The sequence below is a fragment of the Rhodanobacter sp. Col0626 genome (assembly GCF_049994385.1).
Lineage (GTDB): Bacteria > Pseudomonadota > Gammaproteobacteria > Xanthomonadales > Rhodanobacteraceae > Rhodanobacter.
The window spans coordinates 3,019,748-3,045,247 of record NZ_CP188260.1 but is presented as its reverse complement, the minus strand read 5'-3'; the positions used below and the strand labels follow the sequence as shown (position 1 = coordinate 3,045,247).

The 25,500-nt window shown below is 64.2% G+C and carries 27 protein-coding genes and 1 riboswitch; of the genes, 11 read left to right on the top strand and 16 right to left on the bottom strand.

What is annotated here, in order from left to right:
• The first annotated feature begins 132 nt into the window (after window positions 1–132).
• Window positions 133–621 carry an NUDIX hydrolase gene (locus ACPPVV_RS13275; RefSeq protein WP_426700365.1) on the top strand — a complete coding sequence of 163 codons (489 nt, stop codon included), beginning with the start codon at window positions 133–135 and terminating at the stop codon, window positions 619–621.
• A gap of 5 nt (window positions 622–626) precedes the next feature.
• On the opposite strand, the gene ACPPVV_RS13270 is transcribed toward ACPPVV_RS13275, so the two are convergent.
• From ACPPVV_RS13270 to ACPPVV_RS13250, 5 genes are all read right to left on the bottom strand, one after another.
• Window positions 627–1,400: a lipoate--protein ligase family protein gene (locus tag ACPPVV_RS13270; protein ID WP_426700364.1), complete on the bottom strand. Its 774-nt coding sequence runs from the start codon at window positions 1,398–1,400 to the stop codon at window positions 627–629.
• Window positions 1,381–1,692 (bottom strand): biotin--protein ligase, encoded by a 312-nt coding sequence (locus ACPPVV_RS13265; RefSeq protein ID WP_426700363.1) that lies wholly within the window; start codon window positions 1,690–1,692, stop codon window positions 1,381–1,383. Before ACPPVV_RS13265 ends, ACPPVV_RS13270 begins: the two co-directional genes overlap by 20 nt.
• A 30-nt stretch (window positions 1,693–1,722) precedes the next feature.
• Window positions 1,723–2,151 carry a hypothetical protein gene (locus ACPPVV_RS13260; protein WP_426700362.1) on the bottom strand — a complete coding sequence of 143 codons (429 nt, stop codon included), beginning with the start codon at window positions 2,149–2,151 and terminating at the stop codon, window positions 1,723–1,725.
• Window positions 2,152–2,394: 243 nt separating this feature from the next.
• Window positions 2,395–4,635: a DNA topoisomerase IV subunit A gene (gene parC / locus ACPPVV_RS13255; RefSeq protein WP_426700361.1), complete on the bottom strand. Its 2,241-nt coding sequence runs from the start codon at window positions 4,633–4,635 to the stop codon at window positions 2,395–2,397.
• Between the two features lie 81 nt (window positions 4,636–4,716).
• Window positions 4,717–5,196 carry an Lrp/AsnC family transcriptional regulator gene (locus ACPPVV_RS13250; protein ID WP_426700360.1) on the bottom strand — a complete coding sequence of 160 codons (480 nt, stop codon included), beginning with the start codon at window positions 5,194–5,196 and terminating at the stop codon, window positions 4,717–4,719.
• A gap of 94 nt (window positions 5,197–5,290) precedes the next feature.
• Between ACPPVV_RS13250 and ACPPVV_RS13245 the strand changes: the two genes are divergently transcribed.
• Window positions 5,291–6,163: an EamA family transporter gene (locus tag ACPPVV_RS13245; RefSeq protein ID WP_426700359.1), complete on the top strand. Its 873-nt coding sequence runs from the start codon at window positions 5,291–5,293 to the stop codon at window positions 6,161–6,163.
• 39 nt (window positions 6,164–6,202) lie between these two features.
• A complete protein-coding gene (locus tag ACPPVV_RS13240; RefSeq protein WP_426700358.1) occupies window positions 6,203–7,189 on the top strand; it encodes an aldo/keto reductase in 987 nt (328 codons plus the stop codon).
• Here the strand turns inward: ACPPVV_RS13240 and ACPPVV_RS13235 are convergent, their stop codons facing one another.
• The 5 genes from ACPPVV_RS13235 to crcB form a co-directional block, all read right to left on the bottom strand.
• Complete coding sequence (locus tag ACPPVV_RS13235; protein ID WP_426700357.1) at window positions 7,190–8,065, bottom strand: TraB/GumN family protein; 876 nt, start codon at window positions 8,063–8,065, stop codon at window positions 7,190–7,192.
• A 119-nt stretch (window positions 8,066–8,184) separates the two neighbouring features.
• The gene (locus tag ACPPVV_RS13230; RefSeq protein ID WP_426700356.1) at window positions 8,185–9,627 is read right to left on the bottom strand and encodes an MFS transporter; all 1,443 of its coding nucleotides are present in this window, start codon (window positions 9,625–9,627) and stop codon (window positions 8,185–8,187) included.
• Between the two features lie 73 nt (window positions 9,628–9,700).
• Entirely contained in the window at window positions 9,701–10,819 is a 1,119-nt protein-coding gene (cfa, locus tag ACPPVV_RS13225; protein ID WP_426700355.1) for a cyclopropane fatty acyl phospholipid synthase, read from the bottom strand.
• Between the two features lie 34 nt (window positions 10,820–10,853).
• Window positions 10,854–11,192 carry a DUF190 domain-containing protein gene (locus tag ACPPVV_RS13220; protein ID WP_426700354.1) on the bottom strand — a complete coding sequence of 113 codons (339 nt, stop codon included), beginning with the start codon at window positions 11,190–11,192 and terminating at the stop codon, window positions 10,854–10,856.
• A gap of 13 nt (window positions 11,193–11,205) precedes the next feature.
• Window positions 11,206–11,592 (bottom strand): fluoride efflux transporter CrcB, encoded by a 387-nt coding sequence (gene crcB / locus ACPPVV_RS13215; protein ID WP_426700353.1) that lies wholly within the window; start codon window positions 11,590–11,592, stop codon window positions 11,206–11,208.
• Window positions 11,593–11,661: 69 nt separating this feature from the next.
• Window positions 11,662–11,764: riboswitch (Fluoride riboswitch) on the bottom strand.
• A gap of 74 nt (window positions 11,765–11,838) precedes the next feature.
• Between crcB and ACPPVV_RS13210 the strand changes: the two genes are divergently transcribed.
• On the top strand, window positions 11,839–13,104 hold the full coding sequence (locus ACPPVV_RS13210; protein ID WP_426700352.1) for a multidrug effflux MFS transporter: 1,266 nt from the start codon (window positions 11,839–11,841) through the stop codon (window positions 13,102–13,104).
• Between the two features lie 29 nt (window positions 13,105–13,133).
• On the opposite strand, the gene ACPPVV_RS13205 is transcribed toward ACPPVV_RS13210, so the two are convergent.
• On the bottom strand, window positions 13,134–14,273 hold the full coding sequence (locus ACPPVV_RS13205) for a DUF2235 domain-containing protein (RefSeq protein ID WP_426700351.1): 1,140 nt from the start codon (window positions 14,271–14,273) through the stop codon (window positions 13,134–13,136).
• Between the two features lie 211 nt (window positions 14,274–14,484).
• On the opposite strand from ACPPVV_RS13205, the gene ACPPVV_RS13200 reads away from it, so the two are divergent.
• Window positions 14,485–14,712 (top strand): ChaB family protein, encoded by a 228-nt coding sequence (locus ACPPVV_RS13200; RefSeq protein ID WP_426700350.1) that lies wholly within the window; start codon window positions 14,485–14,487, stop codon window positions 14,710–14,712.
• Window positions 14,713–14,739: 27 nt separating this feature from the next.
• Here the strand turns inward: ACPPVV_RS13200 and ACPPVV_RS13195 are convergent, their stop codons facing one another.
• The 5 genes from ACPPVV_RS13195 to ACPPVV_RS13175 form a co-directional block, all read right to left on the bottom strand.
• Window positions 14,740–15,231, bottom strand: coding sequence for a hypothetical protein (locus ACPPVV_RS13195; RefSeq protein ID WP_426700349.1), 492 nt, complete (start codon window positions 15,229–15,231; stop codon window positions 14,740–14,742).
• 77 nt (window positions 15,232–15,308) lie between these two features.
• Window positions 15,309–15,608 carry a cell division topological specificity factor MinE gene (gene minE / locus ACPPVV_RS13190; protein WP_426700348.1) on the bottom strand — a complete coding sequence of 100 codons (300 nt, stop codon included), beginning with the start codon at window positions 15,606–15,608 and terminating at the stop codon, window positions 15,309–15,311.
• 5 nt (window positions 15,609–15,613) lie between these two features.
• Window positions 15,614–16,429, bottom strand: coding sequence for a septum site-determining protein MinD (gene minD, locus ACPPVV_RS13185; protein ID WP_426700347.1), 816 nt, complete (start codon window positions 16,427–16,429; stop codon window positions 15,614–15,616).
• Between the two features lie 37 nt (window positions 16,430–16,466).
• Window positions 16,467–17,237 (bottom strand): septum site-determining protein MinC, encoded by a 771-nt coding sequence (gene minC / locus ACPPVV_RS13180; RefSeq protein ID WP_426700346.1) that lies wholly within the window; start codon window positions 17,235–17,237, stop codon window positions 16,467–16,469.
• Window positions 17,234–17,854, bottom strand: a complete 621-nt coding sequence (locus ACPPVV_RS13175; RefSeq protein ID WP_426700345.1) for a GNAT family N-acetyltransferase — start codon at window positions 17,852–17,854, stop codon at window positions 17,234–17,236. Before ACPPVV_RS13175 ends, minC begins: the two co-directional genes overlap by 4 nt.
• Window positions 17,855–18,040: 186 nt before the next feature.
• Between ACPPVV_RS13175 and ACPPVV_RS13170 the strand changes: the two genes are divergently transcribed.
• From ACPPVV_RS13170 to ACPPVV_RS13145, 6 genes are all read left to right on the top strand, one after another.
• Window positions 18,041–19,273 (top strand): sensor histidine kinase, encoded by a 1,233-nt coding sequence (locus tag ACPPVV_RS13170; protein WP_426700344.1) that lies wholly within the window; start codon window positions 18,041–18,043, stop codon window positions 19,271–19,273.
• 106 nt (window positions 19,274–19,379) lie between these two features.
• Window positions 19,380–20,021 carry a response regulator gene (locus ACPPVV_RS13165; protein ID WP_426700343.1) on the top strand — a complete coding sequence of 214 codons (642 nt, stop codon included), beginning with the start codon at window positions 19,380–19,382 and terminating at the stop codon, window positions 20,019–20,021.
• 232 nt (window positions 20,022–20,253) lie between these two features.
• Window positions 20,254–21,651: a polyketide cyclase gene (locus tag ACPPVV_RS13160; protein WP_426700342.1), complete on the top strand. Its 1,398-nt coding sequence runs from the start codon at window positions 20,254–20,256 to the stop codon at window positions 21,649–21,651.
• Window positions 21,652–21,844: 193 nt separating this feature from the next.
• Window positions 21,845–22,789: an ABC transporter ATP-binding protein gene (locus tag ACPPVV_RS13155; RefSeq protein WP_426700341.1), complete on the top strand. Its 945-nt coding sequence runs from the start codon at window positions 21,845–21,847 to the stop codon at window positions 22,787–22,789.
• The gene (locus ACPPVV_RS13150) at window positions 22,786–23,520 is read left to right on the top strand and encodes an ABC transporter permease subunit (protein WP_426700340.1); all 735 of its coding nucleotides are present in this window, start codon (window positions 22,786–22,788) and stop codon (window positions 23,518–23,520) included. The genes ACPPVV_RS13155 and ACPPVV_RS13150 overlap by 4 nt, the downstream gene beginning before the upstream one ends.
• A gap of 4 nt (window positions 23,521–23,524) precedes the next feature.
• A complete protein-coding gene (locus tag ACPPVV_RS13145) occupies window positions 23,525–25,441 on the top strand; it encodes a Gldg family protein (protein WP_426700339.1) in 1,917 nt (638 codons plus the stop codon).
• Window positions 25,442–25,500 lie beyond the last annotated feature (59 nt).

Below are 25,500 nucleotides of genomic sequence, written 5' to 3'. Positions count from 1 at the left end.
GGGAAACAGATGGATACATCCGTCGATGGTCGCCGGCCCGCCGCGCCGGTGCAAGCCCGCGCGTGTTCAGCGAGCACTTCCGCGTGCAGGCCTGCCTCCCGTTAAACTTGACGTTTTCCCCGGTGCCCCGTCATGCCCTATACGCCAATAGTGGCAACCCTCGGTTACGTGCTGTCGCCCGATGGCAGCGAGGTGCTGATGATCCATCGCAATGCCCGCCCGGACGACCAGCACCTTGGAAAGTACAACGGCCTCGGCGGCAAGATGGAGACGAACGAGGACATTGCCGCCTGCATGCAGCGCGAGATTCTGGAAGAGGCCGGCATCACCTGCGAGTCGATGACGCTGCGTGGCACGCTGAATTGGCCGGGTTTCGGCAAACAGGGCGAGGACTGGCTGGGTTTCATCTTCCTGATCGACCGCTACAGCGGCACGCCATTGACGACCAACCCCGAAGGCACGCTCGAATGGGTGGCGCTGGAGCGCCTGATGACGCTGCCGATGTGGGAGGGCGATCGCCACTTCCTGCCGCTGGTGTTCGATGCCGATCCGCGCCCGTTTCATGGCGTGATGCCGTATCAGGATGGTCGCATGCAGTCGTGGTCGTATACGCGGCTGTAGAGCCGCTAGGCCACGTCCGCCAGCCAAGCCGGACTGGAGAACTTCTCCTTCGCCAGCACTTCGGCGCGGGCCCGTTCTGCGGGCTGCAGGATGCCGTCGCTGAGGCCGTGCAGCCTGCGGAAGGTGGCGATCATCCGTTCGATCACCGCCTCGCGCGGCAGCCCGGTCTGGCTGCGCAGGGGGTCGACGCGCTTGGCGGCGCTGGCGGTGCCCTTGTCGGAGAGTTTTTCGCGGCCGATGCGCAGCACTTCCAGCATCTTCGCCGCATCGATGTCGTAGGCCATGGTGACGTGGTGCAGCACCGCGCCGCCGCGATGCACCTGGGCGGCGCCGGCGATCTTGCCCCCGGCGGAGGTGATGTCGTTGAGTGGCTGGTACCACGCCTCGATACCCAGTTCGCCAAGCGCTTCCAGCACCCATTCGTCGAGGAAGGCATACGCTTCCTGGAACGACAGCCCCTTGATCAGCGACTGCGGTGCGTAGATCGAATAGGTGATCGTGTTGCCCGGTTCGATGAACATCGCGCCGCCGCCGCTGACCCGGCGTACCACTTCGATGCCGTGGCGTCGAGCGGCGTCGGTGTCGACCTCGTTGCGCAATGACTGGAAGCGTCCGATAACCACCGCCGAGGCGGCCCATTCCCAGATGCGCAGGGTCGGGGCTCGGTGGCCGGCGCCAACCTCGTGGGTAAGCACGTCGTCCAGCGCCATGTGCAGCGACGGGGATTGCGGGGTGGTATGCAGCAACTGCCAGTGGTGATCACGCCAGTCGGTACGCATCGTGCCCCCGGGTTCCCTGGTTCAAGGCGCGGCGCACGGCGACCGCGACGGCTTGCGGGGAAAGACCATACATCATCACGTCGGCAGGCAGTGCGCGGTTCACCACAGTGGCGAGTTGCGCTTCGCTGGCATGTTCCGGCTGGTCCTGCAGCGCGGCATTGATCGCGTGCAGCGCGCTATCGGGCTCAAGGAAAAAATCACCACTGAGCTGTACGTTTGCGAGGCGGCCGTCACGCACATCGAGGTCGATGACCACGAGCTTGCCGCCGGGCATCTTGTATTCGCCGTGCATCGGCTACCTCCCCGTGGGTGTGGCTGTCGCTCAGCGCCCGCGCCGACCGTTGAAATGGTCGCTGCCGGCGCCAACGGAGATACTGATACCGCCGGTGGGGTGATCGCAATCACCGAATGCCTTGCTGATGTTCACCGTGCCGGTCTGGTAGTTGCCGCTCATGTGGTTGCCGCTGACCACGCCCATGCCGACGCTGCCGTGCATCTGGGCCTGGTTATAGGTGTAGTCGTCGCAGTCGGGCTGGTTGTCGATGGCGACCTCGGCATTGCCCATGCGTCCGCTGGTATCGCCGTAGTACACGCCAGGCGCACTGCTGGCGGGTTTGGCCGTGGTCGTGCTGGGCGCGGGGATATCGCTGGGTGGCAGTTTGAGGTTGAGCGGCTTGCCAGTCGTCTGCGCCCACGCCGAGGTGGTTAGCAGAGTGGCCAACAGGGCGGGGAGGAACCGTTGGATATTCATGCGTACTCCGGGGTTGTCACGTGTTCAACGCGCGATGCGGCGTTGGCGTGCACATCCATGTTGGAAAATCCGCACGCCGACAAGTTCCTGCCGTTCCGGGTGGTGGCGGCGACCGCAGGAGCGACTGTAGGAGCGACTTCAGTCGCGATGCTCTTCTCTTGAGGCTCGGGAAGAAGAGCATCGCGACTGAAGTCGCTCCCACCAACGTAGCTCCTGGCGAATCCGACCGCAGGGGGAAGCCGCTCAGGCGCTGGTTTCGATCCGCTCGACACGGCGCAAGCCGCGCGGCAGCAGGCCGCCCCGGCTGGCGCGGGTGCCGCCGTATTCGACCAGGTCGGACCAGCGCAGGGTGAGCTTGCGCTGGCCGGCGTACAAGGTGACTTCGCCCTTGCCTTCGCTGACCACGGCGACGCCGGCCACGCGCTCGTCGCCGGCGACCAGTTTTGCCTTGGGGATCTCGATCAGCTTGTTGCCCTTGCCCTTGTCCAGTTCGGGCAGTTCGGCCACCGAGAACATCAGCAGGTGGCCTTCAGTGGTGACCACCACGATGCGGTCGCGGGCGGGGTCGGTGCTGACCTGCGGGGCCAGCACCTTCGCCTTGTCGCTGAGGCTGATGATCTGCTTGCCTGCCTTGTTGCGGCTGGTGAGCGATTCGAAACGGCTCACGAAGCCGTAGCCGAAGTCGGTGGCGAGGATCAGCCGGGTGTCGTTGTCGCCGGCGATTACCGCGTCGAAACTGGCGCCGGCAGTCGGACTGAAGCGGCCGGTCAACGGCTCGCCGTTGCCGCGGGCCGACGGCAGTGTATGGGCGGGGGTGGAGTAACTGCGGCCGGTGGAATCGATGAAGGCGACCTGCTGGGTGGTGCGCGCCTTCACCGCGGCAAGCAGGCCGTCGCCCTCGCGATAGTTGAGGCCGTCGGCGTCGATATCGTGGCCCTTCGCGGCGCGGGCCCAGCCCTTCTGGCTGAGCACCACGGTGACCGGCTCGCTGGCGACCAGTGCGCTTTCATCCAGTGCCTGGGCGACTTCGCGCTCGACCAATGGCGAGCGGCGCTCGTCGCCGAATTTTTCGGCGTCAGCACTCAGTTCCTGCTTGATCAGGCTCTTCAGCTTGGCTGGCGATTTCAGCAGCACGTTGAGCTTGGCGCGCTCCTCCTCGAGCTGGTCGCGCTCGGCGTTGATCTTCATTTCTTCCAGTCGCGCCAGCTGGCGCAAACGGGTTTCGAGGATGTAGTCGGTCTGCTCCTCGCTGAGCCGGAAACGCGCCATCAGCACCGGCTTCGGCTCGTCCTCGCTGCGCACGATGCGGATCACTTCATCGAGGTTGAGGTAGGCGGTGTGCAGGCCTTCAAGCAGGTGCAGCCGGCGATCGACCTTGGCCAGGCGGTGTTCCAGGCGCCGGGTGACCGTGCTGGTGCGGAAGCTCAGCCATTCGGTGAGGATGCGCTTGAGGTCCTTCACCTGCGGCCGGCCATCCAGGCCGATCATGTTGAGGTTGACGCGGAAGCTCTTCTCCATGTCCGTGGTGGCGAACAGGTGCTGCATGGTTTCGTCGGCATCGACGCGGTTCGAGCGCGGCACGATCACCAGCCGGATCGGGTTTTCGTGATCGGATTCGTCGCGCAGATCCTCGATCATCGGCAGTTTCTTGGCGCGCATCTGCGCGGCGATCTGTTCGAGGATCTTCGACGGGCTGACCTGGTGCGGCAACGCGGTGATCACGATGTTGCCTTCTTCGCGCTGGAACACGGCGCGGGCGCGCACTGAACCACCGCCGGTCTGGTACATCGCCAGCAGGTCGGCACGCGGGGTGATGATTTCCGCTTCGGTCGGGTAGTCCGGGGCAAGCACGTGTTCGCAAAGGTCGGCGACGGTGGCGTCCGGTTCATCCAGCAGTCGGATGCAGGCGGTCACCAGCTCGCGCAGGTTGTGCGGCGGGATGTCGGTGGCCATGCCCACCGCAATGCCCATCGAGCCGTTCAGCAGCACGTGCGGCACGCGTGCCGGCAGCCAGCTCGGTTCTTCCAGCGTGCCGTCGAAGTTCGGTACCCAGTCGACCGTGCCGTGGCCCAGTTCGCCCAGCAGTGCTTCGGCGATCGGGCTGAGCTTGGACTCCGTGTAGCGCATCGCGGCGAAGCTTTTCGGGTCATCCGGCGAACCGAAGTTGCCCTGGCCATTGACCAGCGGATAACGATACGAGAACGGTTGCGCCATCAGCACCATCGCTTCGTAGCTAGAGCTGTCGCCGTGCGGATGGAACTTGCCGATCACGTCGCCGATGGTGCGCGCGGATTTCTTCGGTTTGGCGGTGGATGCCAGGCCCAGCTCGCTCATCGCGTAGATGATGCGCCGCTGTACCGGCTTGAGGCCGTCGCCGACGAACGGCAGCGCGCGGTCCAGCACCACGTACATCGAGTAATCGAGATAGGCCCGCTCGGCGTATTCCTTCAGCGGGATCTGTTCGTAATTGGCTTGCAGGTTCATGGACGACGTCTTGAAAAGTGATGCGCGAGGCGCGGATAACCGGTCGATGGTGCCAGAAAGCGGCAGGCTCTTGTAGCGCGCTTACCGGTCACTGCCGCCCTTGCCAGGCAGTGGCGGGGCGCGCAGTGGCACCGGGGTGGACTGCACGATCGAGGTGGTGGTCTGGCCGTAGCGCAGGAAACGGTCGAGGATCAGGTCGAGATTTTCCAGCGCATCCAGGTACACCTTGATGATGAAGCAGTCCTCGCCGGTGACGCGGTGGCACTCCACAACCTGCGGCATCTTCTGTGCGAGTTCGGCGATCTTCGACAATTGCCCGGGTATGGGACGCACGCGCACATATGCCGTGATCGGCCAGCCGAGGGCCTTCGGGTCCAGATCGATCCCGTAGCCGCGGATTACTCCGGTTTCCTCCAGTCGCGTGAGCCGTTCCTTCACCGCCGGCGCGGACATGCCGATGCGGCTGGCGAGCTTGCTCACCGGCTGGCGCGGGTCTTCCTGAAGCGCTTTCAGCAGCTCGATATTGCGCGGGTCCGAGGCGAGGCTGGAAATCTGAAGCATATCGTTCACTTAACCTGGCAAAAATGAAAAATGGTTGGCTAATACCTTGGATTATGCATGGATGATGCGCCGATTACTTGCAAAATAGGAGGCCATGAACAAGCAGTCGACCACATCGCCGATACCACGCTTCGCGCCGCCCCCGCAGCTGTATTTCGTGGCTAGCGCGATCTTCCACTACCTCGGCCCGGCGTTTGCCGTGCTGTTGTTCGCCCGCGTCGAGCCGCTTGGCGTCGCGTGGCTGCGGATCGCCAGCGCCGCACTGATCTTTGCCGTGTGGCGGCGGCCGTGGCGCCATTTCCTGCGAATGAATGCGGAGGCACGATGGAACGTCGTGGGGCTGGGCGTCGTGCTCGGCGGCATGAATGCCTGCTTCTATCTGGCGATCGACCATCTGCCGCTGGCAACGGTCGGCGCGATCGAGTTTCTGGGGCCGATCGCACTGGCGTTGGCCGGACTGCGCACACAGCGCAATGTGGTGGCGCTCGCGCTGGTCGTCGCCGGCGTATGGTTTCTCACCCATTTGCGCCTCGCCGGTGCGCCGCTCGGTTTCGTGTTCGCGTTCGCCAACTGCGCGCTGTTCACGTTGTACATCGTGCTCGGTCATCGGGTGGCAAACGATGGCGGCGGCAGCGCCATCGATCGCCTGGCGGCCGCGATGCTGGTGGCGCTGGCGGTGGTCACGCTGATCGGCATCCGCCCGGCCGTGCCGGCGATGCTCAGCCTGCCGCTGCTTGCGGCCGGCATTGGCGTGGGTGTGACCTCATCGGTCATACCGTACGTGTGCGACCAGCTGGCGATGGCGCGGTTGCCACGGGCTACTTTCGCCATGCTGCTGGCCTTGCTGCCCGCCACGGCCTGCGTGGTCGGCGCGGTGGTGCTGCATCAGCTGCCCGGCCGGACGGAGATGACCGGCATTGCGTTGGTCGCCGCCGGCATCGCGATACATCGTGAGGCAAGGCGGTGAGGCAAGCTCGATTTAACGCAACGAAGACGAGGTGATCCGATGAACTACGTACGACTGGGGAAAACCGGACTCAAGGTCTCGCGCATCTGCCTGGGCTGCATGAGCTATTCGGCCACGCCCACGGAGGCGAGGCCATGGACGCTGGACGAGGAACACAGCCGGCCATTCATCCGGCGCGCACTTGAACTGGGCATCAACTATTTCGACACCGCGAACATGTACTCGGGCGGCGACAGCGAGCAGGTGCTGGGAGGCGCGTTGCGCGATTTCGCCCGGCGCGAGGAGGTCGTCATCGCGACCAAGGTGTTCTACCCGATGCGCGCGGACGCGAACGGCGGCGGCCTGTCGCGCAAATCGATCATGACCGAGATCGACGCCAGCCTGCGTCGGCTCGGCACCGATTACGTCGACCTGTACCAGATCCATCGCTGGGACGACGCCACGCCGATCGAGGAGACGCTGGAAGCGCTGCACGACGTGGTGAAATCCGGCAAGGCGCGTTACATCGGCGCTTCGTCGATGATGGCCTGGCAATTCGCCAAGGCGCTGTACACCGCGGACCTGCACGGTTGGACGCGCTTCGTGTCGATGCAGCCGCACTACAACCTGCTGTATCGCGAGGAGGAGCGCGAGATGCTGGAGCTGTGCGCGGACCAGGGTGTTGGCGTGGTGCCTTGGAGCCCGCTGGCGCGCGGCCGCCTTGCGCGTGCGTGGGAGGACGAGCCCAGCACGGTGCGCGGCGGTTCGGATCCGTGGGGTGATGGCGTGTATGCCGCAAGCAAGGCGGCGGACAAGGCCGTGGTGGATCGCGTCGGCGAAGTGGCTGAACGACTCGACCTGCCGCGGGCGCAGGTAGCACTCGCATGGATGTTGCATAAGCCGGTGGTCACTGCACCGATCGTCGGCGCGACCAAACCTCATCACCTCGAAGAAGCGGTGGCGGCGCTGGCGATCGAACTGCCGGAGGCGGAGATCGCGGTACTCGAGGCACCGTACCAGCCGCATGCCGTTGCCGGCATCGAGTGATCAGGGCACCTGTTCGGATGGCAGGCCCATCTGTTTCAGCTGCGCCTGCACGCTGTCCGGTCCGGCCAGGTGGGCAGCGCCCACGGCGATGAAGACGGTGCCGGGTTGCTGCAGCATCGCGGCGATCTTCGTCGCCCAGGCTCGATTGCGCTGGACCAGCAGACGTTCGTAGAGCTTGGGCTCGGTCTGGTGCATGTCTTCGTCTTCGAGGCGCGCGATGGTGGCGGTGTCGCCATCCTTCCAGGCGTCGATCAGCTTGGTGAGTTCGATCGAGCCCTTGTCGGCGTCGCGAACGGTCGAGCGAAGGAAGGCCAGTTCGATGGGTTTTGGCATGTCGGCAAGAAAGCGGATCTGCTGTTCGGCGGTTTCCAGTCCCAGCACCTGCTTGCCGACGCCGGACATCTGCGCCTTCAGCTGCTTGTCCACGCCATGCTCCGGATCGAGTCCGGCTTTCAGCAGCGGAGTCGTCGCCAGGGTCAGTGCAGCCAGCCATGGGCGCATCACGTTGAGTGCCTGCATGCCGCCGGGGACGCCAGCTTTGTCGGCGGCGTTGCTCAGTCGCAGCTGTTCCGCATGGTTGAGCAGCGTCGGCAATGGATGGGCCGTATCCACTCCGTAGCGCAGAACCAGTGCCATCATGTTGGCCTGATCGTCGTCGGTCAGTTCGAGGTAAAGCGTCCGGCTGTCCGCCAACGCCTTGTCCAGCGCTGGATAATGCCATTCGGTGTCATTGGGCAACAAATGCACGGTACCGAACAGGTAGATCGTGGTATCGGCATCCTTTAGCACCCAGAGGGCCGGTTTCGCCAGCGCCGGGACGCTGGCAAGAAGCAGGACGAGGGCAACGAGGACGCGTGATGACAGGCCGGATTTCATGCAGGCAGTGTCACGGCAAGCGGCGTCGGATTCAATCCCGCGTACGACTGTGATCAGCGTGCCAGGGCGCGGCGCCGTCGACTTGGCGACAGCCAGCGTCGCTGATCGGCTCACGCGAACTAATCGCGTTGTGACAACGGTGCGGCGATATCTTCCAACGGCCGATGTTCGGCGGCGATGCCCCACCGCCACGCGGCAAGGGCACCGAGCAACATCAGCGCGGCGCCCAGCGCATAACCCCACGCGATGGAACTGCGCTGACCGCTGCCGATCAACGTGCCGAACAGCCAGGGTCCGGCCACACCACCGAGGCCCGTGCCGAAGGCGTAGAACAGGGCGATCGCCAGCGCGCGCATCTCCAGCGGAAAGCTTTCGCTGGCAACCAGATAGGCGGCACTGGCGGCAGCCGAGGCAAAGAAGAACACCACGCTCCACGCCAGCGTCTGCGTACGTGCATCCAGCCAACCGTTGACGAATAGCCACGCGGTGAGAAACAGCAGCAGTCCGGACAAGGCATAGGTGGCCGCGATCATGACCCGCCGGCCCAGTGTGTCGAATAGCCGTCCGAGCAGCAGCGGACCGAGGAAGTTGCCGGCCGCGAACGGCAGCAGGTACCAGCCGATGCGGTCGTCGGTGACACCGTAGAAACGACCCAGCACCAATGCGTAGGTAAAGAAGATGGCGTTGTAGAAGAACGCCTGCGTAGCCATCAGGATCACCGTCAACAACGTGCGCTGCGGATAGTCGTGCAGCAGGCTGCGCGCGACATCGGCCAGACGCAGGCCGCGCGGCGACAGGCGCAGGCGGGGTAGCGGCGTGGTCGGTGGCGGCATGTTGAGTTCGCGCTCGATCTGCGCCACCACGCGCGAGGCTTCCTCGGGCTGGTCGTGCAGCATCAGCCAGCGCGGGCTTTCCGGAATCTGCCGGCGCAGAAACAGGATGCCGGTGCCGAGTACGGCACCGAGGCCGAAGGTGAGTCGCCAGCCGATCTCCGATGGCAGCAGGCGCGGGTCCAGCAGCACGATGGCGCCGATCGCGCCCAGCGCCGCGCCGATCCAGAAGCTGCCGTTGATGGCCAGATCGGTATGGCCGCGGAAGCGCGCGGGGATGAGTTCCTGGATCGCCGAATTGATCGCCGCGTACTCGCCGCCGATGCCGGCGCCGGTCATCGCGCGGAACACGATGAACAGCCACACGTTCGGGCTGAGTGCGGTGAGCGCCGTGGCGACCAGGTACACGCCCAGAGTCACGGTGAACAGTTTCTTGCGGCCGAGCCGATCGGTGAGCCAGCCGAAGAACAGTGCGCCCAGCACGGCGCCGACCAGGTACGCACTGGCGGCGAGGCCGACCTGCGCGTCGGTCATGCGCAGCACGGGACTGGATTTCAGCGCGCCGGCGATCGAACCGGTGACGGTCACTTCCAGTCCGTCGAGTATCCAGGTGATGCCCAGGGCCATCACCACGCGGGTATGGAAAGCACCCCACGGCAGGCGATCGAGGCGCGCGGGGACGTCGGTGTCGACGATCGCAGCGGTGGACGAAGGTTTGAACGGGCCTTGCATCGCTCCCGAGCCTAACTGCAAATGCGACAAGGCGCATTTGTGATCACGTGTCGATCGGCGGGTATTGCGGCGATCAACGCGGTACGCGATAGCCCCCGACCACGCCGCGCGGGCTAAGGGTGAGCTGCCACAACTGGTCGCGACGGCTGCGGAACACGGCGGCGGACACGGCCAGGTAGTAACGCCACATGCGCCGGAAGCGTTCATCGTAGCTCGCCGGCAGGGTGGCCCACGCCGCTTCGACATTGGCGCGCCAGGCCATCAGGGTGCGATCGTAATCCGCACCGAAGTTGTGCCAGTCCTCGACCACGAACAGGTCTTCCAGCGCGCTCGCGACCTGGCTGGCGGCGGGGATCATCGAGTTCGGAAAGATGTATTTTTCGATCCAGGGATCGGTCTGGCCCGGTGCGCTGTTGCTGCCGATGCAGTGCAGCAACGACAGGCCGTCGTCCTTCAGGCAGCGCCGCACGGTTTCGAAATACGCGCGGTAGTTCCTGCCGCCGACATGTTCGAACATGCCCAGCGAATACACCGCGTCGAAACGGTCATCGATGTCGTGGTAGTCCTGCAGGCGGATCTCGATCGGCAACCCGGCGCACAACTCGCGTGCGTATTCGGCCTGCTCCTGCGACACGGTGATGCCGACGCCTTCGACGCCGTAGTGCTCGGCCGCGTATTTAAGCGCCTCGCCCCAACCACAACCGATGTCGAGCACACGCTGGCCGGTCTGCAGTTGCAGCTTGCGGCAGACCAGGTCGAGCTTGGCCGCCTGCGCATCGTCGAGGTTGTCGGCCTTGGCCCAGTAGCCGCAGGAATACACCATGCGCCGGCCCAGCATGGCGTGGAACAGATCGTTGCCGAGGTCGTAATGGGCCTTGCCGATCTCGAACGCGCGCTCGCCGCGCTGCAGGTTGATGAAGCGCGCCTTGAGGTGGGCGAGCAGGGTGTCGAGTGTTTTCAGTTCCTGATCCAGTCCCGCGGTGAGCAGTCGGGTGCACAGTCCCGGCAAGTCGTCGGCATCCCACCAGCCGTCCATGTATCCCTCGCCCAGGCCGAGCGAACCGTGTGCGAAAACGCGTGCGTACAGGCGCTCATCGTGTACGCGCAGGTCGATCGGAGCATCGCCGTCGAGGTGGATGCCTGCGTGTTCGAGCAGGCCTCTGGCGCGGTTCTTCAGGTCGTCCTGGCTCATGCGTTGTCTCGATGGTGGGAAAGCTGGAGCTCGATCAATGTTTGCCGAGCAAGGCGAAGTTTGCCGGCGAACATGCATACGTCGCGTCGATGCCGGCACTGCGCACCAGCTGCAGCATCAGCTGGGCCTGTTCTTCGCGCAGCAGGAATTCGACTTTCACCGGCAGGTCGTCGGCCAGTTCGAAAAACTGCTCCTCATGCAGCACGCCATGCCGGCCGAAACCGGCGATCGCGCGAAATACCGAGCCGCCACCGAAGCCATGCCGTTTCGCCTGTTCCAGCAACCATTCGGACAGCAGCATGCCGTCGTGCTTCGCGCGCAGGTGGCAGTAGAAGTACAGGTGCACGCCCTGTTGCAGGTTTTCCTGGTTCATGCGGGCTCCCGGATCAGTGGCGCAGCAGGCTGCGGGTGAGGAAGATGCCGAGCACGGTCATCGCCAGCGAGCCGGCCACGTGCACGGCGACATGTCCGCTGAACCACAGATACTGCTGGCGCAGCAGCAGGGTGGCGGACTCGGCCGAGAAGGTGGAAAACGTGGTCAGCCCGCCGAGGAAGCCGGTGAAGACGAATAGCCGCAGCTCCGGCGACAGGGTCTGGAAATGATCGAACAGGCCCATCACGCAACCCATCAACAGGCCGCCAGTGAGGTTGGCCGCCAGGGTGCCCAGCGGCAGGGTGGGGAACAACGGGTTGAGCAGCACACCCAGCCCCCAGCGTGACCAGCAGCCCAAGGCGCCGCCGATACCTATTGCAGCAAATCCGGTAAGACCCACAAGCGCGTCTCCTGACCATGGAAGTGTCCGGTTGCCGCGGCGGCAGGCACGCCTGCGCCGCCGGAAGCCGGTGGTGCAGGCATCATCAACTTCGACGCCAAGGAGCGGGAAGTGGTTTGTCCCGCCGGCAAAGGGCCCGCGGAACGGGAGGCATGCCATCTCCCGAACGGTCATCCTAGTCGATCCTGCCGGCCATTCGTCAAGCGCGGATTTATACTGCCGGCCCGTCGATGCCGTTGCCCGTTCATGAATCCACCTCTGCGCACCGTGCGACGCAGTCTTCCCTGGCTGTTGGCCGCGCTGTCGATGATCGGTCCGTTCTCGATCGACGCGGTGTTTCCGGCGTTTCCGCTGGTGGGCGCACGTTTCCAGGTGGACGACACTGCGTTGCAGCAGCTGATCAGCATGTACCTGATCACCTACGCCGCGATGAGCCTGTTCCATGGTGCGATTTCCGACGCGATCGGGCGCAAGCCGGTGATGGTTGCCGGGATGCTGGTGTATGCGCTGGCGTCGGTGGGCGCGGCCTTGTCCACGTCGTTCGCGATGCTGCTGACCTGTCGTGGCCTGCAGGGTGTGTGTGCCGGCGCCGGACTGGTGGTGGGACGGGCGGTGATCCGCGACAGCCTGGAAGGCGCCCAGGCGCAGCGGCTGATGTCGCAAGTGATGATGATCTTCGGCGTGGCGCCGGTGATCGCGCCGATGGTCGGTGCACTGTTGCTGCCGCTGGGCGGCTGGCACGGTATTTTCTGGGTGCTGGCGGGTTTCACCCTGTTGCTGGCGTTGGCGCTTTCGTTGTTTCTTGACGAAACCCATCCGCTCGCGCAGCGCACGCGATTTGCGCCGCGACCGCTGCTGGCCAGCTATCTCTCGTTCGGTCGTGATCGGCCGTTTTGGCCGCTGCTGATCTCCAGTTCGGTCAACTTTGCCGGGCTGTTCCTGTACATCGCCTCCGCGCCGCGCATCGTGCGCGAGCTGTTGCACCTGTCGGCACGAGGTTTTCCGTGGTTGTTCCTGCCGGTGGTGATCGGAATGGTCGGCGGCGCCTGGCTGTCCGGTCGGCTGGCGGAGCGGCGTGGCGCGGGGTTCACGGTGAATCTGGGTTACACGGTGATGCTGCTGGCGTGCGCGTCGCACCTGCTGCTGGCATGGCTGTTTCCCGCACCGCGGCTGCCGTGGTCCATGCTGCCGTTGATCCTGCACGGAATCGGCGTGCAGTTGGCGTTCCCCACACTGACGTTGCTGTTGCTCGATCGTTTTCCGCGCCAGCGCGGCGGCATTTCCTCGGTGCAGGCCTTCGCCAGCCTGTTGCTCAGCAGTGTCGTGGCCGGGGTGCTGTCGCCGCTATTGTCGGGCAGCATGTTGCAGCTCGCGCTGGGTGCGGCGGTACTGACCGTCGTCGGCGTGCTGGCGTGGTGGTGGTATCGCAGCCTGACGCATCGTCCGCTGGACCAGCCGGCCGGCACCGATGCGGTCACGACGATGCAGGCGGAAATTGCCGAACCGCGTTGATGGCGACGCGTCGTCACGCGATGGCGGAGCTACACCATAGAGTCAGGCGGTAGCGTGCTTTGAACCACAGTGTCCCCCGACATCAACACGGTGGTGGCAGCCAACGCCTTGACCAGCGATGGAGAGCGATAACCGGTGTCGGCGAGCCAGCGGTGCCAGACCGAATCGTCGACCTTCTCGTTGACGCCCGTGCCCAGCACACGATCGAACCGCGACTTGAACACCTTGTAGATGCCAACCATGAATTCCGCGTAGGAATCGCGCGGCACGCCGGTGTCGGCATCCGCTTCCGGGGTGAACAACGCGTTGAAGGCAAGGCCTGCGCCGAGCGCCTTGTGCAGCAACCACGCCAGCGGCAGTTCCGGCAGTGGATCGGGTTTGCGACCGGCGCCATCGCGGTCGTTGCCGCCTCCGACGTCGGAGTGCGAACCGATGAACCAGCGTTGCTCGATTTCGATCTGTTCGAGCTTCTTCGAGACGGGTGTCTCGCCGGGTTTTACCGTGTAGGGATTGCGTGTCCACACCGTGGGCTCAAAGTCGGCGCGATGCTCATCCAGTGCAAGCGCCTGATACGCATACTTGACGATCTTGCTGAGCTCGGTGTCGTGAAACTCGTAACGCGAGCGCGCATACGGAAACCAGGACGCGGTATCCGGGATGCCGAGCGAGCCCACCGTATCCCACACGCCGATGAAATGAATGTCGATCTCCACCGAGTGACTTGCACGGAATGCCACGGCGGCCGGGTCATCGGGTTTGCTCTTGGTATCGCGGTAGAAATCGTACGCTGCGGAAACATCGGCCTTGGCCAAGCTGCCATCGGCGCCGCATCGAAACAGTCCGCATTTGCGGATCATCCCGCCCAGGCTGCGCGCGGTGTACGCGCCACGGCTGAAGCCGAACAGATAGATTTCGTCACCGACCTGCCATGTTTCGCACAGCCAGCGGTAGCCATCCATGACATTGCCGGCCAGGCCGTAGCCGAAGGCTCCGCCGAGCAGATGGGTCAGTCCCGTCGATACACCGACGCCCGGGATGTAGTTGATCAGCTGTTCGATGCCGGCGGGATCACGTGGCGCGATGAACTGGCGCAGACGTTCCACATTGGTGTTCGATTCGGGCTTGTTCCAGGTGCCGTCGAACAACAGCACAAGCCTGCGTTTAGCCATGGTGCCTCCCGCATGATGCGATTCCGGGTTGCCTGAGTGGGGACTCTAGGACGGAGCGCCGCGTGCAGCCAGTGCCTTGGAAAAGAGCGTGGCGGGTTTCGTCAGAGTCCAGGCGCTCGTCGGAAGCACGTGGAGACGCTGTCTTGACGATTGATTTACCGGATGGGGTAGACCGTTGTGGGTGTCATTCCTTTGGCGATGGAGTTCCGTTATGCCCTACCAGACTGTCAATGAACTGCCGGCTTCGGTGCGCGACCACGTACCGGTTCACGCACAGGAGATATACAAGGAGGCGTTCAACAGCGCCTGGGATGAATACGCCGAAAAGAACGAGCGACGCACGGAGGAATCGCGCGAAGAAATCGCGCACAAGGTGGCATGGTCCGCAGTGAAGAAGAAATACAGCAAGGGCGCGGACGGCAATTGGCACGCCGATTGACAGCGCGGGTGATCCGACCGAACCCGTTCAGATCAGGTCGCGTTGAGCGAGAAAATGATGCGCTTCGCCCGCATCCTGCTCGAACCACGCGCGGGTCGAGCCGAGCCGGAACGAATAGCCCCAGGCGTCCATGTCCGCCATTAGGCGGTCGCGGCCCACACCGGGCAGTTCGTCGGCCAGCAGGATCTGCAGGTAGCAGGCGGCGTCTTCCTCCTCGATCGAGTCGGTGGCGTCGGTATGGACGTCCAGACGTCTCTCTGGCGGAAGCACGATCAGATGGCCGGCTTCGTGCAGCAGCGAATGCACCGGCGTGTCGTCGCGGGCATACACGCACGTGCCGATGATGCCGGCTTCCTCGTCACCCCAGAAACTACCGGGAATCGGCTCGCCCGACGCCACGCGTTGCAACTGCAAGCCGAAACGCGCGAGCAGCGCCGACGGTGCATCGAAGCCGGTTTGGCCCATGCGGAGTACGGCGCTGGCGGAATCGCCGGCGTGGACGGGGATATCAGGATGCATGGATATGCGCGGGCGCGCAGGTGATGGGCAGGGAAGGGGCGGGCGCCGGCCATGCCGGATCGCCCGATGGCAGGGGCTCAACCCGTTTTTTTGGCTTCGCCTTTCGATTCGTCCTTGGCGGTCGGCTTGCCTTCCGGCAGGGTGACCGAAAGTTCGAGGATCTCGTGTCCGCTGTCGCGCTCGACGTTGATGTTGATCGCATCGAGGTCGACGTGGACGTATTTCTTGATCACTTCGAGCAATTCGTTGCGCATCATCGGCAGGTAATCCGGTGCGCCGCGGGTGGAGCGTTCCTGCGCCACGATGATACGCAGGCGTTCCCTGGCGACCGTGGCGGTGGCTTCAGGCTTGCGCTTCAGGAAATCAAGGATACCCATCGTGATCAACCTCCGAACACGCGCTGGAGAAAGCCCTTCTTGGGCACATCGATGAAGCGCAGCGGACGCTCTTCGCCGAGGATGCGGGCCACGGTATCGCCATAGGCCTGGCCGGCATGCGAATTGGCATCGGTGATCACCGGAATGCCGTTGTTGGAGGCGGTCAGCACGTTTTCCGATTCGGGGATCACGCCGACCACTTCGATACCAAGGATCTCCTCGACGTCCTTGACGCTGAGCATCTCGCCGATGGCGACGCGGGCCGGGTTGTAGCGCGTCAGCAGCAGATGCTGGATGACCGGGCCCTCGCCACGCTCGGCGCGCCGGGTCTTGCTGGCGAGCAGGCCGAGGATGCGGTCCGAATCGCGCACCGAGGAAACCTCCGGGTTGACCACCACCACGGCATGGTCGGCGAAATACATCGCCAGGTGCGCACCTTTTTCGATGCCGGCCGGGGAATCGCAGACGACGTAGTCGAAACCGTCCTCGGACAGGCCGTCGAGCACTTTCTCGACGCCTTCCTGGGTCAATGCGTCCTTGTCACGGGTCTGGCTGGCAGCCAGTACGTACAGATTGTCGTAGCGCTTGTCCTTGATCAGCGACTGCTTCAGCGTGGCTTCGCCGTGCACGACGTTGACGAAGTCGTACACCACGCGCCGCTCGCAGCCCATGATCAGATCGAGATTGCGCAGGCCGACGTCGAAATCGATCACGGCGACTTTCTTGCCGGCCATCGCCAGGCCGGTGGCGAGGGAGGCACTGGTCGTCGTCTTGCCGACGCCGCCTTTGCCTGAGGTGACAACGATGATCTCAGCAGTCAAGGGCCCATCTCCGCATGTTTGTTTTTGTTGTGGATGATCACAGCTTGGCGATCATCAGCTTTTCGCCGTCGAGCCAGCATTGCACGGACTGGCCCTCGAGGTCGTCAGGAATCTGTTCGAAAACACGATATTGGCCCGCGATCGCCACGAGCTCGGCACGAAAGTCGGACACGAAGATGCGTGCCTTCTCGTCGCCCTGCGCGCCGGCCATCGCACGACCGCGCAAGCCACCGTAGACGTGGATGTTGCCATCGGCGATGACTTCGGCACCGTTGGCGATGGCGCCGGTAACGATCAGGTCGCGATCGCGTGCATAGACCTGTTGGCCCGAGCGGACTGAGCCGACATGGTGCTGGGCACCTTGCATGCTGCCCGGTGCCGGTGCCGAGAGAATCGGTTCGCGCTGGACTTGTGCGACGGGCTCGGCACGCGCGGGTGCATCGGCGACAGCGGCAACCCCGTTGGCCGGTTCATAGGCCGCGCGGAATTTTGCGATCAACGGCAGGCCCATGCGCTTGGCCAGCGCCTCGGTCTCGCTGGTGCCGTAGGCCAGGCCGACCGGCAACATGCCGGCACTGCGCACCGCTTCCAGCAGGGCGTCGACAGCGCCGTCGTCGGGCAGGTCGAGCAAATGGCTCAGGTCCAGCACCACCGCGGCACGGGCGAACATCTGCGGCGCCGCGCGGACGCGTCGTTCGAGTTCGTCGCACAGGGCGGCGGCATCGACCCTGCGCACGCGCACGCAGGCAATACCGACCTGGCCGAAGCGCAGGTCACAAGCGTCGGTTGTATCCATCTTTGCATTCATGGGCACCGCTCTCCGGCGAGGCGGCGCGAGTTGGCATCAAGCGGAAAAGGGTGGGCGCGCTCGGCCAGCCAGGTAACGTCCGGCAGGCCGCCGTGATCGAGCCAGGTATCGCGGACGTAGGCATAGCTGGGCAGGTCGCGAGCCAGCAGGCTGACCTGCGGACCGTGCTCGCCCATGCGTTGCTGGCCGACTTCCTGGAACCCATAGGTTCCATGGAACAGCACGACCACATCGTCGCGCGGCTCCAGGAACACCTCGCAGGCGAGCAGCGGCACGCGGACCTCGGCGTAGCTGTGCACGTCGCAATAGAAAATGCGGCCCAGCCCGTGACGATGGTAGGCGTTCGCGATCACGATGCGGTCGATGTAGACGAACTGCGGGTAATGTTCGGCGAACCAGCGGTAATTCGGGCTTTCGTAGTTGCCGCCCTCGCGCAGCGCGATCAGGAAGCCGGCCAGGTGGCCGTCGATTTCAGCCACGCGGAAATACTCGGCGTGCTCGTGAAAGTAGCGCAACTGGGTGGCGTCGAGGGCGAGGATGGAGCGACCGGCAGCGTTGTTGAGCGCCAGTACGGCATCCAGGTCGTGCTCGCACACGTCGCGGATGGCAAGGGCCATTCGTTGCTCCGCAATGATGAATTCGGGGACGAGGCCGACAAGCGGCCCCGCACAATGGCTCATTATGACATGTGGTCGTGAGCCTTACATCTCGCGATGGCACATGTAAAAGCTTCGTAAAGCCGCTGCCGATATCCAGGGAGTCATGACTTCTCGCGCATTGCACACCAATGGCGTACGCCTATCATGCGCAGGATGCCCTGGACCAATTTCAATCAAATCCGGTTGCTGCGCTACGCCGGTCTGTTCACCTGCCTGTGCGTGGCGTTGCCCCTGCTGCAGTTGCTGCCGAGCAGCGGCAGCATATGGGTGGGTGACTGGGCGGCGTGGGGGTGGATCCTTTCAGACGCGGTATTCGGACTGACCTACCTCATGCTGACCGGACGCATGGGCATGACCCATCAAAGCGGACGGGCGCAGGTTGTCAAACTGCTGGGTCTGGTATTGCTTACCGGCTCCGCCATCGCCATGGGCTGGTTCAGCCGCAGCGGCCTGTCGGCCATGCTGATGGTGGTGATTTCGGTGGTATTGCCATGGCAATTGCCGGTCGTCGCGGGCCTGGTATGGATGCTGGTGCAAAACCTGATGCTGACGCCGATCATCTCCAGCTACATGGGCTGGACGATGGGGACGGCGTTTTTGCAGGTATGCATGTATCTGGGTATCTCGACGCTGGCTTTCATCACCTCGGCGGTGGCCCGCCAGCAGACCGAGGAACGCGAGGCGCAGCGGCGGCTGAATTCGGAGCTGCGCGCCACCCGCGCCTTGCTGGCTGAATCCAGCCGGATTGCGGAGCGCATGCGCATCGCGCGCGACTTGCATGACCTGATCGGTCATCACCTGACCGCGCTGAGCCTCAACCTGGAAGTGGCAAGCCATCTCACCAACGAGGCCGCTGGCGCGCATGTGCGCAAGGCGCAAAGTACGGCGAAGCTGCTGCTGGCCGACGTGCGCGAGGCGGTGAGCGAATTGCGCCAGGACGATGCGATCGACCTGACCCAGGCGTTGCGCAGCCTGACCGAAGGCGTGCCTGGCCTGGACGTTCATGTGGTCATGCCGCCGCGTTTCAGCGTGGAGGACCCACGCCGTGCGCAAGTGCTGCTGCGCTGCGCCCAGGAAATCATCACCAATACCGCCAGGCATGCCGGTGCGCGCAACCTGTGGCTCAATTTTGCCTACGCCGGGGAGAGCCTGCTGGGCCTGCACGCGCGTGACGACGGCCGCGGCACAGAGAAGATCGAGCCGGGCAATGGCCTGTCCGGCATGCGCGAGCGGCTGGCCGAATTCGGCGGCAGCGTGACGCTGGACACTGGCCTGAGCCAGGGCTTCGCGCTGACCGTACGATTGCCGCTGGGCGAGCACACGGCGTTGGCGCACGCGCCATCGCGGTTTGAACCACCAGCGCTGAATGTGTCGTAATGTTGGCGGCTTACCTTGCCATGGCATGCGAGAATCTGCCGTCGTGGCGGGTGCATCCTGTTGGCTACCCACCCATTTCCGAGTCACGCCTGCCCGAGGATTCACGATGATTTCCGTTTGTCTCGTCGACGACCAGAATCTGGTGCGCCAAGGCGTTCGCTCGCTGCTGGATCTGTCCGAGGATATCCGCGTGGTGGCCGAGTGCGCCGACGGCGCCCAGGCGGTGCAGGAGATTCCACGAATCAAGCCCGACGTGGTGTTGCTGGACCTGCGCATGCCCAACATGAGCGGGCTGGAAGTGCTGCAGGCGCTGTCCGCGCGCAATGAGTTGCCGCCCACCATCATCCTCACCACCTTCGATGACGATCAGCTGGTCCTGCAGGGTCTCAAGGCCGGTGCGCGTGGCTATCTGTTGAAAGACGTCTCGCTGGAGCAGCTGGTGGAGGCGGTGCGGACGGTGGCCGACGGCGGCTCGTTGGTGGCGCCGATGGTTACCCAGCGGCTGATGGCCGGCGTGGCACGTATGCAGAATCATTTCACCAGCCTGGAACAGCCCGATCCGCTGACCGAGCGCGAAACCGAAATCCTGCGGCTGCTTTCGGGTGGCTACAGCAACAAGGAAATCGCCAATTCGCTGAAAGTCGCCGAGGGCACGGTGAAAAATCACGTTTCCAACATTCTTTCCAAGCTGGGCGTGCGCGACCGCACCCGCGCGGTGTTGAAGGCGCTGGAGATGGGGATCGTTTAGTTCGTGGCGGCCGTCCATCCGTGGTGGCACGGTGCCTGTTGCAGCTGGTTTACACCCTTCCCGGCGCCCCGGCCACAGCGGATAGCGTTCCTGCCCGTGAGCAAGTAACATCCGTAGCTTCGGCGTTTGCCGACCCCCTGCCAAGGCCCACGGATTCAACCCTCGGGCGGCCTACGCGGCGGCCGGGGCGACATTTTAGGTATGGCGTAAAGACGCTTCGGAGAACTCTGGAATGATGCGTGTCTTTGAATTTCTTGTTGCCCTGGTCATCGTTGCGGCGCTCGGTGTCCTGGCGGCTGTGGTCATGCCCGGCAGCGGTCATGTGGAACGCGAGCTGGTGATCGGCAAGGACATGCGTCAGGTGTATGACGTGCTCGACAATTTCCGCCGTTTTCCGGATTACTCGGAACTGCGTTCGGTCGATCGGGGCATGCAGTTCAATTTTTCCGGCAAGTCCTATGGCCCGGGTGCCGAGGTCAGCTGGGTCAGCACCGATGCCAAGATTGGCAACGGCGGCCTGACCATCGCCAGCGCCACGCCGGATTTCGACAAGGTCGACAGCAATACCAAGAAAGCCAGCATTGTCTGGAACCTGGACAACAGCTGGCGTGGACTGGACAAGCATTTCACGCTGGATCTGGAGCGCCAGGGCAGCCGCGGTCAGCTGACCCAGGTGACCTGGGCGTATGACGTTTCCTACGGCTGGAACCTGGTCAACCGATTCGCCAACCTGTACATCCACGGCGATCCCGACACCTTCATCCAGGGCAGCCTGAACAACCTGCAGAACGTGTTGGCCGGCGTGCCGAACATCGACTACAGCCAGCTGATTCCGTTCATCGAGCAGACCCAGCCGACGCCGGTGCTTCTGGTGTCCACCTCGATGGAGCGCAAGGATGGTCTGGAAGGTCTGGACGATGCCACTGCGAAGGCCGTTACCGAGCTTCAGGCATCCGCCAAGAAACTTGGCGTGAACGTGACCGGCCCCCGCATCCTGATCACCACCAACTACGGCGATCAGACCTACACCTTCGATGTGGCGTTGCCGATCGATTCCAGCACGCTGACCGTCAACGGCCAGAGTGAACAGTTGACGGCGGCAACCCCGCCATCGCTGGACGCCGCCGCCGCCGCGCCGGCTGAGGCCGGCACCGCTGCCGCTGCCGCCAATACCGAGCAGGTTACGCCCGGTGGTCATGACCGCTACGGTCGTCTGGTGGTGGACAACAACGTGCGCGCCACGCTGGCCTTTGGTGGCGCTGCGCTCAAGGGTGTCTGGAATGGCACGTTCGCCGGTGTGCCGCAGACCCGCGACATGCTGAAGGCGTATGCGCAGACCCACGGTTACAAGTTCGACGAAGTGACCAACCGGCCCTACGACATCGTCGTGACGCCGGAGGTGAAGGACGCGGGTGGCAACATCACGACCTACGCCAAGTATGACGTCTATCTGCCGATCACCAATGCGCCGGAAAAGACTCCCGAGCAGGAAGCGGGTCTGCAGCCGCCGGCGCTCGAGGACAGCAACGCACCGGCAGCCTCCGGTTCGAGCCCGGCACCGGCCAGCAGCGCGGCACCGGCGCCCGCCGGCAGTGCGGCGCCGGCCGACGCAGGCAGCGCTGGCCAGTAAGCCGGACGAAGAGGTCCGCTTGTCAAAGGGCCCTTCCATTGGAAGGGCCTTTTTGTTTTCGGCGACAGTTGTTTGCGACATGCACGGTCACCGCCGGACCCGAACTTTGCGGACCTGTTGCGGTACATTGCAGAATCACCCGCATGACCGTCGATCGGCTTGACGCAGTGCTCCGCCACAGCCACCCCTGGACATGATCGAAACCGACCAGCTCACCCGATGCTATGGCCACCTGACCGCCGTGGATGCGTTGAGCATCCGCGTGGAGCCCGGACAGGTGCTTGGTCTGCTAGGCCCCAACGGCGCCGGCAAATCCACCGCGATGCGCATGATCGCGGGATTTCTGGTGCCTACCTCCGGTACCGCCCGTGTCTGTGGCCACGATGTCAGCCGCGAGCCGTTAAAGGCGAAACGGGCCCTGGGCTACCTGTCCGAAGGTGCGCCGAGCTACGGCGAGCTGACGGTGCGCGAGTTCCTGCACTTCATCGTGCGGATGCGCGGGCTCAAGGTCGAAGCGGGCTATCGGCGTTTCGAGGCGGTAGTGCAGCAGCTGCAGCTGGAAGAGGTGCTGGGGCTGTGCATCGACACGTTGTCGAAGGGCCTTCGCCGTCGTGTCGGACTGGCCCAGGCGATCCTGCACGACCCGCCGGTGCTGATGCTGGACGAACCGACCGACGGCCTCGATCCGAACCAGAAACACGCGGTACGCCAGTTGATCGACGTGATGGCACGGGATCGCACCATCCTGATTTCCACCCACCTGCTCGAAGAAGTCCACGCGTTGTGCAACCGCGTGGTGATCATCGCCCGCGGCAGGTTGCTGGCCGATGCCACGCCGGCGGAACTGGAGGCGCGTTCGCGCTATCACGGCGCGGTGTCGTTCAGTGCGCCGGGCAGTGCGATGTCGCAGGAGATGCTGGGCCGTCTGCCGCAGGTGGCGGCGATCGAGATCGATCCGCTGGACGGCCGCATCACGGTGTTCCCGAAGCCGGGCGAACGCATTCTGGAGCCGGTCGAGACGCTGTTGCGCGAGCAGGGACTGGAGGTATCGGAAATCCAGCTCGAACGTGGACGGCTGGACGAGGTGTTCCGCCAGATCACCACCAGCGAAGGTCATGCCGCCGAGGGTCGCGCATGAGTCCGGTCAACGCCGTGCTTCGGCGGGAGTTGCGCAGCTATTTCGTGACGCCGGTGGCGTACGTGTTCCTGGTGATCTTCCTGGTGCTGGCCAGCATCCTCACGTTCTACGCTGGCGACTTCTACGAGCGCGGGCAGGCCGACCTGCAACCATTTTTCATGATGCACCCGTGGCTGTACCTGATCCTGGTGCCGGCGATCACCATGCGCATGTGGGCGGAAGAGGCCAAGGGCGGCACGCTGGAGCTGCTGCTGACGCTGCCGCTGACGCTGTGGCAGGCGATGCTGGGCAAGTTCCTGGCGGCGTGGCTGTTCATCGGACTGGCGCTGGCATTGACCTTCCCGATCTGGATCACGGTCAACTATCTCGGCTCGCCGGACAATGGCGTGATCCTGACCGGTTACCTTGGCAGTTGGCTGATGGCCGGCAGTTTCATCGCGATCGGTGCCTGCCTGTCGGCACTGACCCGCAGCCAGGTGGTGGCCTTCATCCTCACCGCCCTGGTATGCGTATTGCTGATCCTGGTCGGGCAACCGCAGGTGCTGGATTTCTTCTCCGGTGCGTTGCCGCGCAAACTGATCAATGCCGTGGCGCACCTGTCCATGCTGCGGCACTTCGAGGCGATCGCGCGCGGTGTGCTGGACATCCGTGACCTGACGTATTTCCTGTTGAGCACGATCGGCTGGCTGCTCGCCGGTGTGCTGCTGCTCGATCTCAAACGGACACGCTGACGCCATGCCCCGCTTGCGCCTGCATCCGATATTTTCCAAGCCGTTGCGGCTGACCCGGCGCGCCTTGCTGTACGGTGCGCTGGTGCTGCTGGTACTGGTGTTCGTGCCAGTGATCGTGGCCAGCAGCCGCTGGCTGCACGCCTCGCGGGTCGATCTCACCACCGACAAGCTGTACACCTTGACGCCCGGCACGTTGCACATCGTCGATTCACTTCAGCGGCCGCTGCGGTTGACCTTGTACTTTTCCGACCACGCTACCCGCGACCTGCCGCAATTGCGCAGCTACGAGCAGCGGGTGCGCGAGATGCTGCAGGAAATCGTGGCGCGCTCGCACGGCCGGGTCCGCCTGCAGACCATCGACCCAGTGCCCTATTCAGACGACGAGGCCAGCGCCGAGGGCAACGGCCTGACCGCCGCCAATGGCGGCAGCAACGGTGAGCGGGTATTTTTTGGCCTGGCCGGCAGCGCCATGTCGGGCAATCCCGACAACGACACCATGGACGATCGGGTGCCGGAGAAGACGCTGGCCATCGGCTTCTTCGACCCGGCGCGCGAAACCTTCCTCGAATACGACATCGCCAAGCTGCTGTATGAATTGAACCAGGTCAGCAAGCCGCCCATCGGGGTTATCAGCTCGCTGCCGGTCGATGGCAACCCGGTGCTCAGCGAACAACCGTGGACGGCGTTGCAGCAACTCGGCCAGCTGTTCGACGTGAAGACACTCGATCCGGCGACGCTGCAGCACGTCGATGAAAGCATCAAGGTATTGCTGTTGATCCACCCGAAGCGGTTGCCGCCCGACGCGCAGTACGCGATCGATCAATACGTGTTGCACGGCGGCCATCTGGCGGTGTTCGTCGATCCCGATGCGGAACTCGATACCACCCCCTATGCGCCGGACAGCACCACGTTTCCCGATCACGGCTCGGATTTGCCGCGCCTGTTCGCGGCCTGGGGTGTGGCCTACGATCCGCACAAGGTCGTGCTCGATCGTGCGCGTGCGTTACAGATCGAACTGGCCGGCAGCAGTCTCAACCATCCGGCGATGCTCGATCTCGGCGCGCAGGAGCTCAATCGCAACGATGTGATCACCGCCAGCTTGCAGCGCATCAACGTCTCGACCGTCGGTTATTTCGACCTGACAGCGCAGGCCACCACGCGGCTGATTCCGTTGTTGCAGAGCAGCGCCGAAGCCGAAGTGGTGTCGACCCAGCGGGTGCTCGATGCCGCGGATGATCCCACCCAGTTGCTGCAGGATTACAAGACGGACAACGCCCACTACGTGCTGGCGGCGCGCCTGCGCGGGACATTCGCCAGCGCGTTTCCCGAACGTGCCGGCGAACCGGGTCACCGTGCCAGCTCCGCCCCGAACACCGAAGTGATCCTGGTGGCCGATACCGATCTGCTCAGCGACCGGCTATGGGTCGAACCGCAGACGGTGCTGGGCCAGACCACGATGCGCATCTTCGCCAACAACGGCGACTTCGTGACCAACCTGGTGGACAACCTCAGCGGTTCTTCCGCGCTATTGTCGATTCGCGGCCGCTCAACCTCGCAGCGGCCGTTCACGCGGGTGCAGGCGCTGCGCAACGTGGCCGACCAGAAATTTCTGCAGAAGGAGCAGGAACTGGAGCAGGAGTTGGCCGATACCCGGCGCCGGCTGGATGAATTGCAGCCGGTGAAGGGCAGTCACGGCGGTACGGCGACGGCCGAGCAGCGGCGCGAGATCGAACAGTTCCGCCAGCGTCAGCTGGCGATCAACAAGGAACTGCGCGACGTGCAGCACCAACTCAATGCCGAGATCGACGCTCTCGGACTGCGCGTGAAATTCATCAACATCGTGCTGGTGCCGGCGCTGGTGGTGCTGATCGGCCTGCTGTACGGCTGGCGGCGTACCCGGCACAGCCGCCAACGCCGGTGAAAGCGGCAATCTGCCGCAACCCCGGCGTGCGCCGGCGGGCGACTCCGTGCGCGCGCGGC

Coding starts and splice junctions, on each gene's coding strand:
- ACPPVV_RS13275 (WP_426700365.1), top strand. CDS start 133: ATGCCCTATACGCCAATAGTGGCAACCCTCGGTTACGTGCTGTCGCCC.
- ACPPVV_RS13270 (WP_426700364.1), bottom strand. CDS start 1,400: ATGCGTACCGACTGGCGTGATCACCACTGGCAGTTGCTGCATACCACC.
- ACPPVV_RS13265 (WP_426700363.1), bottom strand. CDS start 1,692: ATGCACGGCGAATACAAGATGCCCGGCGGCAAGCTCGTGGTCATCGAC.
- ACPPVV_RS13260 (WP_426700362.1), bottom strand. CDS start 2,151: ATGAATATCCAACGGTTCCTCCCCGCCCTGTTGGCCACTCTGCTAACC.
- parC (WP_426700361.1), bottom strand. CDS start 4,635: ATGAACCTGCAAGCCAATTACGAACAGATCCCGCTGAAGGAATACGCC.
- ACPPVV_RS13250 (WP_426700360.1), bottom strand. CDS start 5,196: ATGCTTCAGATTTCCAGCCTCGCCTCGGACCCGCGCAATATCGAGCTG.
- ACPPVV_RS13245 (WP_426700359.1), top strand. CDS start 5,291: ATGAACAAGCAGTCGACCACATCGCCGATACCACGCTTCGCGCCGCCC.
- ACPPVV_RS13240 (WP_426700358.1), top strand. CDS start 6,203: ATGAACTACGTACGACTGGGGAAAACCGGACTCAAGGTCTCGCGCATC.
- ACPPVV_RS13235 (WP_426700357.1), bottom strand. CDS start 8,065: ATGAAATCCGGCCTGTCATCACGCGTCCTCGTTGCCCTCGTCCTGCTT.
- ACPPVV_RS13230 (WP_426700356.1), bottom strand. CDS start 9,627: ATGCAAGGCCCGTTCAAACCTTCGTCCACCGCTGCGATCGTCGACACC.
- cfa (WP_426700355.1), bottom strand. CDS start 10,819: ATGAGCCAGGACGACCTGAAGAACCGCGCCAGAGGCCTGCTCGAACAC.
- ACPPVV_RS13220 (WP_426700354.1), bottom strand. CDS start 11,192: ATGAACCAGGAAAACCTGCAACAGGGCGTGCACCTGTACTTCTACTGC.
- ACPPVV_RS13210 (WP_426700352.1), top strand. CDS start 11,839: ATGAATCCACCTCTGCGCACCGTGCGACGCAGTCTTCCCTGGCTGTTG.
- ACPPVV_RS13205 (WP_426700351.1), bottom strand. CDS start 14,273: ATGGCTAAACGCAGGCTTGTGCTGTTGTTCGACGGCACCTGGAACAAG.
- ACPPVV_RS13200 (WP_426700350.1), top strand. CDS start 14,485: ATGCCCTACCAGACTGTCAATGAACTGCCGGCTTCGGTGCGCGACCAC.
- ACPPVV_RS13195 (WP_426700349.1), bottom strand. CDS start 15,231: ATGCATCCTGATATCCCCGTCCACGCCGGCGATTCCGCCAGCGCCGTA.
- minE (WP_426700348.1), bottom strand. CDS start 15,608: ATGGGTATCCTTGATTTCCTGAAGCGCAAGCCTGAAGCCACCGCCACG.
- minC (WP_426700346.1), bottom strand. CDS start 17,237: ATGAATGCAAAGATGGATACAACCGACGCTTGTGACCTGCGCTTCGGC.
- ACPPVV_RS13175 (WP_426700345.1), bottom strand. CDS start 17,854: ATGGCCCTTGCCATCCGCGACGTGTGCGAGCACGACCTGGATGCCGTA.
- ACPPVV_RS13170 (WP_426700344.1), top strand. CDS start 18,041: ATGCGCAGGATGCCCTGGACCAATTTCAATCAAATCCGGTTGCTGCGC.
- ACPPVV_RS13165 (WP_426700343.1), top strand. CDS start 19,380: ATGATTTCCGTTTGTCTCGTCGACGACCAGAATCTGGTGCGCCAAGGC.
- ACPPVV_RS13160 (WP_426700342.1), top strand. CDS start 20,254: ATGATGCGTGTCTTTGAATTTCTTGTTGCCCTGGTCATCGTTGCGGCG.
- ACPPVV_RS13155 (WP_426700341.1), top strand. CDS start 21,845: ATGATCGAAACCGACCAGCTCACCCGATGCTATGGCCACCTGACCGCC.
- ACPPVV_RS13150 (WP_426700340.1), top strand. CDS start 22,786: ATGAGTCCGGTCAACGCCGTGCTTCGGCGGGAGTTGCGCAGCTATTTC.
- ACPPVV_RS13145 (WP_426700339.1), top strand. CDS start 23,525: ATGCCCCGCTTGCGCCTGCATCCGATATTTTCCAAGCCGTTGCGGCTG.